12 protein-coding genes are annotated in these 12,958 nt (G+C 36.9%); 2 read left to right on the top strand and 10 right to left on the bottom strand.

The genetic code is table 11. The annotated features are described in order from the left end of the window. Positions 1-2 precede the first annotated feature (2 nt). The 7 genes from ACO1DI_RS10815 to ACO1DI_RS10785 all read right to left on the bottom strand — a co-directional run bounded on the left by ACO1DI_RS10815 (position 3) and on the right by ACO1DI_RS10785 (position 7,137). The gene (locus ACO1DI_RS10815; protein ID WP_014457712.1) at positions 3-335 is read right to left on the bottom strand and encodes an EamA family transporter; all 333 of its coding nucleotides are present in this window, start codon (positions 333-335) and stop codon (positions 3-5) included. Then, a complete protein-coding gene (locus tag ACO1DI_RS10810) occupies positions 328-663 on the bottom strand; it encodes an EamA family transporter (protein WP_013059873.1) in 336 nt (111 codons plus the stop codon). Before ACO1DI_RS10810 ends, ACO1DI_RS10815 begins: the two co-directional genes overlap by 8 nt. Next, positions 663-2,378, bottom strand: coding sequence for a DUF6020 family protein (locus ACO1DI_RS10805; protein ID WP_423145228.1), 1,716 nt, complete (start codon positions 2,376-2,378; stop codon positions 663-665). Before ACO1DI_RS10805 ends, ACO1DI_RS10810 begins: the two co-directional genes overlap by 1 nt. Positions 2,379-2,383: 5 nt before the next feature. Then, entirely contained in the window at positions 2,384-3,322 is a 939-nt protein-coding gene (locus ACO1DI_RS10800; RefSeq protein ID WP_013059871.1) for a glycosyltransferase family 2 protein, read from the bottom strand. Beyond that, complete coding sequence (locus ACO1DI_RS10795; protein ID WP_406866602.1) at positions 3,319-4,419, bottom strand: glycosyltransferase family 4 protein; 1,101 nt, start codon at positions 4,417-4,419, stop codon at positions 3,319-3,321. Before ACO1DI_RS10795 ends, ACO1DI_RS10800 begins: the two co-directional genes overlap by 4 nt. Positions 4,420-4,709: 290 nt before the next feature. Continuing rightward, positions 4,710-5,495, bottom strand: coding sequence for an endonuclease/exonuclease/phosphatase family protein (locus tag ACO1DI_RS10790; RefSeq protein ID WP_014457716.1), 786 nt, complete (start codon positions 5,493-5,495; stop codon positions 4,710-4,712). 4 nt (positions 5,496-5,499) lie between these two features. Further along, positions 5,500-7,137 (bottom strand): PTS transporter subunit IIBC, encoded by a 1,638-nt coding sequence (locus tag ACO1DI_RS10785; RefSeq protein ID WP_074681872.1) that lies wholly within the window; start codon positions 7,135-7,137, stop codon positions 5,500-5,502. Between the two features lie 274 nt (positions 7,138-7,411). Here ACO1DI_RS10785 and pgmB point away from each other — a divergent pair, with 274 nt between their 5' ends. Further along, positions 7,412-8,119, top strand: a complete 708-nt coding sequence (gene pgmB, locus ACO1DI_RS10780) for a beta-phosphoglucomutase (protein WP_371906265.1) — start codon at positions 7,412-7,414, stop codon at positions 8,117-8,119. A gap of 88 nt (positions 8,120-8,207) precedes the next feature. Then, entirely contained in the window at positions 8,208-9,077 is an 870-nt protein-coding gene (locus ACO1DI_RS10775) for a Cof-type HAD-IIB family hydrolase (protein ID WP_371906264.1), read from the top strand. A gap of 33 nt (positions 9,078-9,110) precedes the next feature. Here the strand turns inward: ACO1DI_RS10775 and pdxK are convergent, their stop codons facing one another. The 3 genes from pdxK to ACO1DI_RS10760 all read right to left on the bottom strand — a co-directional run bounded on the left by pdxK (position 9,111) and on the right by ACO1DI_RS10760 (position 12,883). Next, positions 9,111-9,935 carry a pyridoxine/pyridoxal/pyridoxamine kinase gene (gene pdxK / locus ACO1DI_RS10770; protein ID WP_243550089.1) on the bottom strand — a complete coding sequence of 275 codons (825 nt, stop codon included), beginning with the start codon at positions 9,933-9,935 and terminating at the stop codon, positions 9,111-9,113. 326 nt (positions 9,936-10,261) lie between these two features. Then, the gene (gene ald, locus ACO1DI_RS10765) at positions 10,262-11,395 is read right to left on the bottom strand and encodes an alanine dehydrogenase (RefSeq protein WP_013059863.1); all 1,134 of its coding nucleotides are present in this window, start codon (positions 11,393-11,395) and stop codon (positions 10,262-10,264) included. Between the two features lie 252 nt (positions 11,396-11,647). Then, positions 11,648-12,883 (bottom strand): PucR family transcriptional regulator, encoded by a 1,236-nt coding sequence (locus tag ACO1DI_RS10760; RefSeq protein ID WP_014457722.1) that lies wholly within the window; start codon positions 12,881-12,883, stop codon positions 11,648-11,650. Positions 12,884-12,958: the final 75 nt, after the last annotated feature.

Raw genomic sequence — 12,958 nt, 5'->3', positions numbered from 1 at the left:
CATCAACTATTAGCAATAAAAAAGCATCCGACAATTAGAAGAATACAGCCGATAACTTGTTTTGTTGTAACTTTTTCTTTAATTAAAAAGTAACCGAATGTTAATGTCCAAATATACGTAATAGACGTAAGCGGAAATACAATAGAATAAGGTAACAGCGTTAAAACATACACATTAAGCAGAGCTGCCGCCCCGTAAAAAAGGCCGCCGCCTACAAAGCAAATAAGCGCTAGTTTTATCTTTTTTTCGTTTAAATACGTAGAAATATACTTGAAAAAGACAGCTCCAACTGAACCTAAAAGGGTCATAATAATTAAAAGTGGGATACTATTCATCTTGGCCACCTACTAAAATTACACCTACGATAATAATAAGAGTACCGACCAGCTTCATAGGGCTAATGGTTTCATTTAATAGAAAGAAACCAAGAGCAATGCTGATGACGTACCCTAGGCTTAAAAATGGATGAAGCAAGGAAACTCTTTCAAATTTAAAAGCGGCAATCATAAACACCGCTCCTAATCCATAAAGAAAAAAACCAATAATTAAATTTAAGTTAAATGAAGCTTCGGACAACTTCCAAAAAAGTTGTCCAACAGCTGTAAACAGGGAAGCCACAATAATGAGTGTGATTCCTAGCTTTTTGTTGTAATTGCTCTCCATCAGGAGGTCACATCCTTTTCTTTCTGATCAAATCGGATAAAAGGAAGACCAATAAAGAAGAAAGACACAAATACGCTTGCTAATAAATATCGGAAATCTTGAGCCGGCAATGCTGCAAGAACAGAAAGCGTGTTAAGAGCCCACGGAATGACGATAATGAGTGACGTAATTCCTCTTCGAATCACTAGCATTAATGAAAATAATAAAATGACACAGTGATAAAAAGCTGGTTTCCATAAGAATGTAAAAACAGGGTGCTTAAAAATAGCTAAGTAAGCATTAGCAGTATGTGTAATAAACGGCTCGATTACTTTATTTTTAAGACCTAAATCATTGCCGTAATAAATGTTGGTTACATACGTATCCGTGTAGCCATCTTTAAAAGGGTTGATTTGCCATACTAAAGCCGTTTGTTTGAGAAAGCCTTCCGTTGCTAGATAAGGATTTTTGATGACAATGCTAGCATAGTTCTTAAAGTAAAGACCTAAATCATTAAAAATAAATTCGCGGTCATAGTATTTCCACGTGAATTTAATTGGATCACTTTTGTATGGATTATACTTTTCTTTCCACAATTCAATAGGAAGCACTTTATTAAAATATTCGCGCTCTTCTTTTGACATCTCCCCATCATTTGAAATGATGTTTGCAATTTGTTGAGTTGGAATAGACAAAGCTTCATTTGGATCTGAAGGTTTTACATCAAGCCACGTGAACACAGGGCCTGTAACAATCTTTTGTAAAATAAAGACGACTAAGAAAATCGTGACAAGAGGTTTCCAATTTTTTCTGAACAAGACGATCATTAAAAGGAAAGTCAAAACAAATACAGGAAAACCATTATGTCTAAAGAAAGCTACTCCAAATGCCGAAAGTAAAAGTAAGAAAAAGCTCGCTTTACTTTTAACCCAAGTACCTTTGGACAGATAAATTTTTGCAATGTTCACCGTAAAAAACAGCAGAAAAGCACTGTATAAAATGTCTTTCCAAATAATAATTGAAAAGATTAAAAAGCTTGGAATAATGACAATAATAGCTGTTAAAAGTCCAATCATAACAGGATGTGCTTTGCGTTTAATGAAAAAGTCAAACGTATAGGCGTATATGCTCACTACAACAACAATTTGTGTGAACGCTACAATGCCTGGATTATCCCATATTTTTGTCAGCAGCATAATGAGCCACGTAATCATAATAGGGTGCCAATCGTTAAATTCTCCGTTATGTGCCTGTCTCCACTGTGCTAATGAATCGGGAGTCATGGCCGCTGGGAAAAAGGCGAACCAGTAATATAGACTAACAGCTAAAATAAGAATCGTAACAATTCCTAGGTAACGCTTTGGGTGTGCAAATGTATAGTGAAAATCGTTTATCTGTTTGATAGCGCTGAGTACAGCGGCCGTCAGCAGCATTGCTAATAAAGTACGGCTGATGGCATACAAAACGAGTGAAAAAATAGTTGAGCTCGTCATATGTAAGTTATCTAAAAGTGAAAACTGTACGATAAACGAAAAAACAATCAGCAATAGCCATTCTAGCGGTTTAAATGAAGCATAAGCTCTATTTTTATAAATAAAAATAGAGCTTATGATGGTAAATACAAGTGCAGCAAAAAGGGAAAGATAGTGAACACCGTCTGGATTACCAATACTTAAACCGATAAGAATAATTAAAGCTGTTACTGTAAGCAGTAAAATACTTTTTTTATTCTTCATCATTGTTATTCTCCTACTTGTTCAATCTGTTCAATTTTTTTATTTAGTTCTAATTCATATTGCTTGCGATTTAATGAAGCGATTGTATCTAGAATTAATCCACAGACGAAAGATAAAACACCTAACACCATCAATCCAGTTGCTAAGATAGATGAAGGTACTTTGGTAATAAAGCCTGTATCAAAAAATTCATAAAGTACAGGAGCACCAACAGCTAATCCTGCGACAATAAACAACACTGTCCAAATAGAGAAGAACTGAAGCGGCTTGTACTCTTTAAATAACGTAAAAATCATTCGTAACACTTTAAATCCATCAGAGAACGTATTAAGTTTCGATTCGCTGCCTTCAGGTCGATCGCGATAATCGATCGCGATTTCTTTTAGGCGGAATCGTTTATCTAACGCGTGAAGACTCATTTCTGTTTCAATCTCAAATCCCGGGCTCATCACAGGAATTGATTTTACAAATAATTTATCGTACGCACGATAACCTGTCATGATATCTTTAATGTTACTTTTGTACAGGCCGTTAATTAAAGAACGTACTAAGTTGTTACCAAAATTATGGAAAGCACGTTTGTTTTCTTCGAGATACGTTCCGTTTGATAAACGATCTCCAATGACCATGTTAGCTTCTCGATTTCTGATAGGCTCAATTAACTGATGAACAAATTCTGCAGGATACGTATCATCCCCATCTACCATGACATAGCAATCTGCATCAATTTCTTGGAACATTGAGCGTACAACGTTTCCTTTTCCTTGCTTGAATTCTTTTTTGACGATTGCGCCGTGTTCAAGTGCAATTTCACTTGTACGATCTTTTGAATTGTTGTCGTATACATAAATATCTGCACTAGGCAGTTCGCGTTTGAAATCGTCAATTACTTTTCCAATTGTTACTTCCTCGTTATAACAAGGAATTAAAACTGCGACTTTCATTTTTCCACCTCATCAAAAAAAATTGTTGGGAGCTGTTCAGCAATTACATCTACTGTGTAGCGGTTTGCTGTTTGTAACGCCTGTTGAGACATTTGCTGTTTCACATCTTCAGGAAGATTAATAAAAGCCTGTAGCTGTGAAGCTAGTTCGTCTACATTTTTAGGCTCAAAGAATAGACCATTCTTTCCGTCTATAATGTAATCTTTTAGACCACCAATCTGACTCCCAATTACGGGTGCTCCGCAAGCCATAGCTTCGAGGCCGACTAAGCCCAAACTTTCTCCTTTTCTTACGGTCGGAAACACGAATGCTTCAATCGCATTGTATACGTAAGCAAGAGAGGACTGAGGAAGCAGAGGGAAATGGATGACTTTTTCCTCTAGACCTAGAGTCTGGATCATTTCCTTAAATGCAGCTTCGTCTTTTCCGCTTCCAACGTATAGGTATTTGTAAGAAGTGGGCGTTTGTTGTTCAGCTTTTGCAATTGCTTGAAGGTAGTATTCCCATCCTTTACCCACATCAATGCGGCTTACACATCCAATATAACGGATATTAGGGTCCAAATTTAGTTCTTCATAAGCTTTGCTTTTATCTGCATAAGGATGGAACAGATCTTTATTCACTCCTCCGCTTGGAAAAATATAGATTGGGTTATGCACCTTATATTTCTCTTCAACGAGCCCTTTATAGTAGGGAGAAGGAGTAATAATTTTAGTGGAATGGTGCAATAAGTCATTTACTCTAGGCTGATATTTTTCCTGTGAAGCTACTTCAGGTACAACATCTGAACCATGCACGTTTGTCACAATCTTCACATTCTTCTTTAGCTTTTTGAGAATCAGCAGCGGAAGAGCATTATGAGATGCATAATGTACGTAAAGATAGTCGTAGTTTTTTGTTAAGCCCGTCACAATGACATTAGCATAATGAGAAGCATAGCTAAAAAGCTTGCTCAATTTGCTTGTCTTTTTTTGCATGACAATTTTATCAACTTGAATATCATGTTGAACTAAAATTTTTTCAGTGTTTTGAACAAATACACCATAGCTTGGGAATTGTTCAGAAGGATACATATTTGAAATCAACAAAATTTTCATGATTGTTTCACACCTATTTTTCTTTATTAGTTTATGATAATGACAACGGGTGTTCATTTAAATAGAGCTTACATGTATCATCTTACTATTAAGTTGAGCGATTTCATTGATAAACATGCAAAAATGGGTTGCATATCGTCAACATCACAATATTATAGCACACCTACTTTTTAAAATGCGAAAGTTTATCGGACACTTCTAAAACGATAGATAAAGCAGTAAAGAAGATGATTTTCACATCATCATAATCACACGAAAAAAGCGAACGCTATTCGTTCGCTTTATGTCACTTATTTCACTTCAACGCTTACCCCAAAATGGTCGGAAACAACGGGATAATGTATGCCGTTAAAAACCACAGTTGACGACTGAATATCCTGCGCATGACTCGACAGAATTAGATCAAGGCGCAGCGCACGTTCATTATCATCCCATCCAGCAATATTACCTTGAACTGTAATACCGCTGTCTTTTTTATTTGATAGAGTATACGTATCATAGAGGCCTTGGCTCATCAGGTAGTCGTAACCTTCATTTTGTCTATGAGCGTCATTATTAAAGTCTCCAAGTAAGAAAAATGGGTTATCTTTGTGTACATGAGCTAGCAGCGTATCAACTTGCTGCTTGAATGGCTCTTCCTCGTCATCCCACCAGCCAAGATGACAAGAATAAAAAGTAAGGAGTTCTTTTTCATATTCGATTGTTGCTCCAACAATTCTTCTCGTTTTCCAATAGTCAATATTTGACGTTTGCGAAACAAAAAATGAATGCTCTTCAATAATCGGGTGTTTCGTTAAAATGGCAATTCCTTCTTCATACACTTCATAGCCTATATGAGATAAATCCCATACCAATTGATAGTCTTCACCTTGCTTACCCAGTTCTTTTGCTAAAAGCCAAGCGTAATTATCGCTGCGAATGTAGTCATATACATAAGGTGCGTCTATTTTTTGGCTTACTTCCTGTAAAGCAATGACATCATATTTTTCTTTTTTAATTACTTCAGCTAGACAAGATAACTTGTCTAGCTGATTTTCCTCTTGCCAAGAGTGGCAATTTAACGTTAATAGCTTCATTATGTTAAGCTCCTAACAAATCTTGAATGTCGGATTTCAAAACATCCGCTTTAGGTCCATAAATAGCTTGTACCCCTTTATCTTTCAAGATTAAACCAAGGGCTCCGTTTTGTTTCCATTCACTTTCTCCTGCAACGGCATGTATATCTTTTACCGTTACACGTAAGCGAGTCATACAAGCATCAACGTCTTCAATATTGTTTTCTCCACCAAGCAGTCCAATAATGACTGGGGCAAGCGAATCATTTTTCACCTGCTTGCTGCTTGTTGCAGTTGTTTCTTCATCGATATAGTTTCCGTTACGTCCCGGCGTTGGGAAGTTAAAACGTTTGATTAAGAAGTTTGCCACTCCAAAATTTAAGCCAAAGAATACAAGGCAGGCGATGACAAAGTTCATTAAGTCAGCCCATAGTCCGGCTTTGATAATCATTGGTGTACGTGTTAATAGTTCAATTACGCCAAATGAGTGTACGCGAACATGAACAATATCAACAATGGCAAAAGCCAGTCCCGTCATAATGGCGTATACGACGTATAGAAGAGGTGCCGCGAACATGAACATAAATTCAATCGGTTCTGTTACGCCTGTTAAGAAAACAGCTAGTCCAGCTGAAAAGAACATTGAACGATATTTCGAACGTTTGTCAGGATCTACGTTGCGATACATTGCTAAAGCGATTCCAATTAATGACGCACAAGATAAAATCATCTGTCCTACTTTAAATCGTGCAGGTGTAACGTCATGTAAGAGCTGCTTGTAGCTGTCCATATCTCCTGCAGCGCGGAAGTTATTTAAGTCTGCAATCCAAGCAAGCCACAAAGGATCTTGACCGGCAACAGTGGAACCTGCTCCAGAACCCGTTAAAATTTTGTACGTACCGCCTAGCTCCGTATAGTTCATAGGAACTGTCAGCATATGATGAAGACCAAACGGAAGAAGGAGACGCTCTAATGCTCCGAAAATAAATGGTGCCAGAATAGGAGCTGTATCTCTAGATGTTGCAATCCACTGTCCGAAGCTGTTTAGCGAACCTTGGATGAACGGCCACACAATGGATAAAAGCAGTGCCGTTACAACTGAACCACCGATGACCACAAATGGTACGAAGCGCTTGCCGTTAAAAAACGAAAGGGCTTCAGGCAATTTATCATAATTGTAATATTTGTTGAATAAATTTGCGCCTAAGAAACCGGCGATAATTCCTACGAATACTCCCATGTTAAGAGCGGGAGATCCTAAAATAGATGTGAAGTAATCTTTTACAACTAATTCTTGTCCAAACAGTGATTGAACCGTTGCTTTTGAATCTGAGAGCATTTCTGCTTTAACTCCAAAAATGGCTCCTGTAATTCGATTAATAAGAACAAATGCAATGAGTGCAGCAAATGCACCGCCAGCACGTTCTTTTGCCCAAGATCCCCCGATGGCAACAGCGAACAAGATGTGAAGATTTGTAATAATACCCCATCCTATATCTTCCATCACTCGTGCGATTGTTTGTACAGCAGTGATGTCTCCCCCAGTCATTGCAACTAGTTTTCCAAGTGAAATCATAATACCAGCTGCGGGCATAACCGCTACTACTACTAATAAAGCCTTACCAAACTTCTGCCAAAAATCAAATGAAAAGAACTTCTTCATAGTTTTTCCCCTTCCCCTATGTATGGGTTTTCATTTTATTTTTTGATAAACTATATTTTCAAGACAGTGCAACCGTTTGCATAAACCTATTGTAATAAAAGGGCTTTCATAATGCAATACTGTAATTTCTCTTTTTTGAAAAATTTATTCATGAATTTTAAATGGTGAAAAAATTTTTATGATAAAGTGAACAATATCAATGTTATTTCAACATGATGGAATGTAACAAAAGCGTGTAGATAATGGCATAAAGACAAGTGTAGAGGAGGATAATATGACAAAAGCAAGATTACGAGCAATTATCTTTGATTTAGACGGTGTTATTGCAGATACGGTGCATCTATATTATAAAGCAAATAAAAAAGTAGCAGATCAACTTAACGTTTCGTTTTCTGAAGAACTAAATCAACAGCTGCAGGGAGTCAGCCGGATGAGAACTGTAGAGCTCATTGCTGCGCAAGGAAATGTACGTCTGACAGTGGAGAAAAAAGAAGAGCTTGCTTATGAAAAGAATAAGCATTATCAGGCTTTAATAAGAGAAATGACAGAAGATCATTTACTTCCAGGCATTAAAATGTTGTTAGAAGATTGTAAAAAACAAGGCATTAAAATGGGGATTGCTTCTTCTAGTTCAAATGCAAATACTGTAGTGGATACGCTAGGAGTACGCTCTTTTTTTGACTGTATTGTGGATGTGAAAAAAATAAAAAAAGGTAAACCAAATCCAGAAATATTTTTGACAGCTGCCGATCAATTAAAAGTAAAACCCGATGCATGTGTGGCGATAGAAGATGGAGAGGCTGGTATCAAAGCTATTAACCAAACTGATATGGTTTCTATTGGTGTTGGTAAGCACCTAAGAGCAGAGGACGTAAATTTACATGTACATTCAACAGCTGATTTGCATTTAAAGACAATCAAAGAGGTTTTCGAAAAAGCAAGAAAAGGAACAGATTATAACAGCGCGTATACAAAAAATTAGTAAATCTTTTACATGCAAGTAGCAAAGCGCAAAAAAACATGTGCTAGAATAAAATAAGAGAGCAAAGATACATAGGAAGGGGTACATCATGATTAAATGTATTGCGATCGATATGGATGGAACGTTAGTAAATAGTGAACAAGTTGTAAGTAAAGAAAATGCCCAAGCGATTAAGACAGCTCAAAAGGCAGGGGTAGAAGTTGTTGTTGCTACGGGACGTTCTTATGAAGAGGCACGTTATGTTTTAGAAGAAGCAGGACTTCATACATATTTAATTTGTGCAAACGGAGCAGAGCTTCGGAATCCACAAGGGCAAAAACAATATTCAGTAGGCATGACGATGGAATCTATTCGCGAAGTAGAGGATATTTTTAAGAAGTTTCAGCTGTACTTTGAAGTCTATACAAGTGAAGGTACGTATTCAAATGACTATGAAAAAGCTTTGTCGGTATTAATGGATATTTATTTAAGCGCCAGCTTAAAAGATAATTATGAAAAATCGTTAGAAGCGGCAAAAGAGCGTTTCAATAGCGGCAGAGTGAAACTTATTGAAGAGTATGAAGCATTGTTTCAAGATCCAAACAAGGACATTTATAAGCTGCTTGCTTTCTCTTTTGACGAAGAAAAGTTAGAACAGGCAAAAATAGAACTTGTGAAGTTAGATTCTATTGCAGTCAGTGCATCTGGTAAAGAAAATATTGAAATAAATGATGAAAATGCTCAAAAAGGAATTGCAGTTACATCATTTGTTCAAGAACGCCATATTTCTTTAGAAGAAACGATGGCCATTGGAGACAATTATAACGACGTGTCGATGTTTCAGCGAGTTGGACGTGCCGTAGCGATGGGGAATGCCCCTCAAGAAATTAAAGAGTTTGCCCATATCGTAACAGGGACAAATGACGAGCACGGCGTAGCTCAGGCTATTTTAAATGCGCTTGAAACAGTCAAACAATAAGCAAAATAGAAAAGCATGCCTAAAGGCATGCTTTTAGTTTGTTACTTTTTCTTTTGTACGACGGTATGCACCGTGATTTGTTGGTCCGACATATTGATTTAAAGCAAATGAATGGCGAATTGCTTCTGTAATAAATTCTTTTGCTGTATAAATAGCTTGTTTGACGCCACTGCCTTTTGCCAATTCAGCAGCAATCGCAGCTGAGTATGTGCATCCAGCACCGTGTGTAAATGTCGTTTCAATACGTTCAGACTCTAAGATCTCAAATGTCTTTCCATCATAAAGCAAATCGATTGCTTTTTCATGCGCTAATTTACTTCCACCTTTAATCAATACATATTCAGCACCAAGTTCAGAAATTTTCACGGCTGCTTCTTTCATTTGATCAACCGTTTTGATAGGGCCAAGTCCGCTTAATTGACTAGCTTCAAATAAGTTAGGCGTTACGACTGTTGCTTTTGGAACTAGTACATCGCGCAAGCTGACAGTTGTTTCCGGGTGAAGCGCTTCGTCTTCTCCTTTACATACCATCACAGGATCTACTACAACATTTTTTAAATCGTATTCTTCAATTGTTTTTGCGGCTAGTTCAATAATTTCCACTGAGCCAAGCATACCCGTTTTTAGAGCTTGTACGCCTACGCCTTTTACGATTGTTTTCAGCTGCTGTTCAACAGTTGAAACTTCTTGTGGAAATACGTTATGAGACCAGCCGTTATCGGGATCCATTGTTACAATTGTTGTTAAAGCTGTCATTCCGTAAACACCAAGTTCTTGGAATGTTTTTAAATCCGCTTGAATGCCAGCTCCGCCGCTGCTGTCAGAACCCGCAATGGTTAATGCTTTATTCATTGTCATAAAAAATCCTCCCGTATTTTAAGTTCATAGAGAAAATAGAGTAAAACTTCCACCGGTCGGTCTTTAGCTGCCCAATGTGTTTTAGATAACTTTCTTCCATTCACTTTTCCTTCTATTTTATCGCTTTTAATGTAGATATTCAATTTCTAAAAACTGTATGAATCCTTCGTGGAATTTAGAATTATGACGACTGCCTGTAAAGCATGCGTCAAATGAAAAGTAAAGATACACAAAACTTTAAATAGTCGTGGTTTTTACAGTTAATTGCTGTTCATTCAAAATAAAAACGCCCTTAACAGAAGGTTAAGGACGTTTTTTATTATTTATTAGATAGAAGCTAATTCTTTTTCAAGAGCTACGTCTACTGATACATAATCGTAACCTAAATCATGTGCAACTGCTTCATACGTAATAGCTCCGTTTGCAACGTTCACTCCTAATTTTAACGCTTCGTTTTGAGCGATTGCTTTGTGAACACCTTTAGAAGCAATTTGAAGTGCGTAAGGTACCGTTACGTTTGTTAAAGCAATCGTTGATGTGCGTGGAACTGCTCCCGGCATGTTCGCAACTGCATAGTGTACAACACCGTGCTTTTCATAAGTAGGCTGATCGTGTGTTGTAATGTGGTCGATTGTTTCAACGATACCACCTTGGTCGATTGCTACGTCAACAATCACAGAACCTGGCTTCATTGTTTTCACCATTTCTTCTGTTACTAGTTTTGGAGCTTTTGCACCTGGAATTAATACTGCGCCAATCACTAAATCTGACTCTGCTACTGCATCTGCAATGTTATATGGATTTGATACTAACGTATTGATTTGGTTACCAAAGATATCGTCTAATTGACGTAGGCGTTCAGGACTTAAATCAATAATTGTTACATCAGCACCAAGGCCAATTGCGATTTTTGCAGCATTTGTACCAACACCGCCGCCTCCAATAATCGTTACTTTTCCGCGGCTAACTCCAGGAACACCCGCTAATAAAATTCCTTTTCCACCGTTTGATTTTTGAAGGAATTGTGCACCGATTTGAGCAGCCATACGTCCTGCTACTTCACTCATAGGTGTTAATAGAGGCAATGTACGATTTACTGCTACTGTTTCATAAGCAATGGCTGTTACGCCGCTATCTTTTAATGCCTTTGCAAGTGCTGGTTCAGCTGCTAAGTGAAGGTATGTGAATAAAATAAGACCTGGTCTAAAATAGCCGTATTCACTTGCTAATGGTTCTTTTACTTTCATAACCATTTCAGCTTGTGCCCAAACGTCAGCTGCTGTCTCAACAATTTCAGCTCCGGCTTTTACATAATCTTCGTTTGTGAAGTTACTTCCAATACCCGCTTCATTTTCAATTAATACACGATGACCTGTACCAACAAATGATGCTACGCCTGCTGGTGTAATCGCTACTCGGTTTTCGTTGTTTTTGATTTCTTTTGGTACGCCAATAATCATGATTAATTTCCCCCTTGGTCGTTTGTGTACCTTTAGTATAAAGAAAGTTTTATGAAATTTCTTTGTCTAGAAAGAAGAATTGAAGAAGCGGTTTTTGTTTAAACACACAAATGTAACCGCTTACTTATCAGAATTTTTAATTTTTGTGTAAGGATATCTAACATTGATAGGGGAATAAAATATAAACAAAGAGCTATTTATTTATTGGAAAATAAATAAATAGCTCTTTGTTAAAAGATGTAACGTTAGTTGTTATCTTTTGTATTTCGTTAACTTAATATCAATATAAAGAGTCATTTTTTGATTAACGTCCTTTAAGTTAATATCACCAATCTCTGAAATTCGCTTTAATCGATAGCTAAGTGTATTCATATGCACATTTAATTCTTTTGCTGCTTCGTTAATATTATTATCATTATTTAAAAATACTTCGAGAGTCTCCACCAAGTTACTATTATGACGAAGATCGTAATCAGTTAGCTTCTTTAAAGAATGGTTTTCAAATTGATCTTGCACGCGCTTTTCTAAAATAACATCAAGAAATTGATAAATACCTAATTCCTGATAGTTAATAATCTCTTTCGTTTCTTCTGGAAACTTACTTTTCATATCTAATACGTTCAAGGCTTCTTTATAACTTTTTTCGATATGATCGTGCGATGAATAAATACTGCTGCAGCTGGCTTTAATTTGAGTAACATCAAAGCGTTCATACATGTTGCCTCTAAAATAGTCTACAAAATCTCGCTGTTCATCAAGAGGGTTTTCAACCGCATCTAAAGAAAGCAGTAAGATCAAGTCATTGCAATCAATCGTATAAAGAACGATTTTCAAGCGGTGCATTGTTTTTAACATATACGAGATTTGGCGTTCAGCTTCAGGTGTAATATCTTCTTGGAAGCGAAAGATAGCAATGGAAAACGTTGATGGAGCTGTAATTTGAGCTTCATAAAACGCTTCTGAAATTTCTTGGCGAGACTTAATGTGGCCAGTTAATAATTTCCAGAAAAATTCCTGTGAACGTTCCTCTCGTTTATACTTTCGAATTTGAAGCTGTAGCAATTTATTTTTTAATACATTTGCAGCTTTTTTTAATAGCTCTACTTCTTCGTCGCCTAAGGCTTTCTCAATTTCAACAGCCCAAATGAATCCTAGAACTTCTTCATTTTTCCAGATGGAAATAGCTATACGATCTCCAAGCCCAATTTCATTTATATTTTTCACACGCACAGGTTCATTTGTCTCAAGCAGTTTAGGAATAATGCCTTCTTTCCATAAGTTGTTGATGACTTTTTCCGGAACTCTTCTTCCAATAATCGTGGCAATACGCGCCTGGTCCGTTCTTTCGTCATGGGTGCTATAAGCTAATAAGCGATGATTAGCATCTTCAATGGTAATAGGACAGTTCAATACTTCGCTAATGCGATCAGCGAATTCTTCAAGCGTATCAAAATTTTCCTTGAACGGATCTTTGATTGGTTTCGTCATATATAAAATCCCTCTTCATAAAACAAAATAAGTGCTAGTACAGCTTTTTTAGCTGCAATAAATATAGTAAAACGG

This window comes from Priestia sp. 40 (assembly GCF_049368575.1).
GTDB classification, from domain to species: domain Bacteria; phylum Bacillota; class Bacilli; order Bacillales; family Bacillaceae_H; genus Priestia; species Priestia zanthoxyli.
Note: the sequence above shows the minus strand (reverse complement) of the source record. Positions and strands in the feature narration are given on the sequence as shown.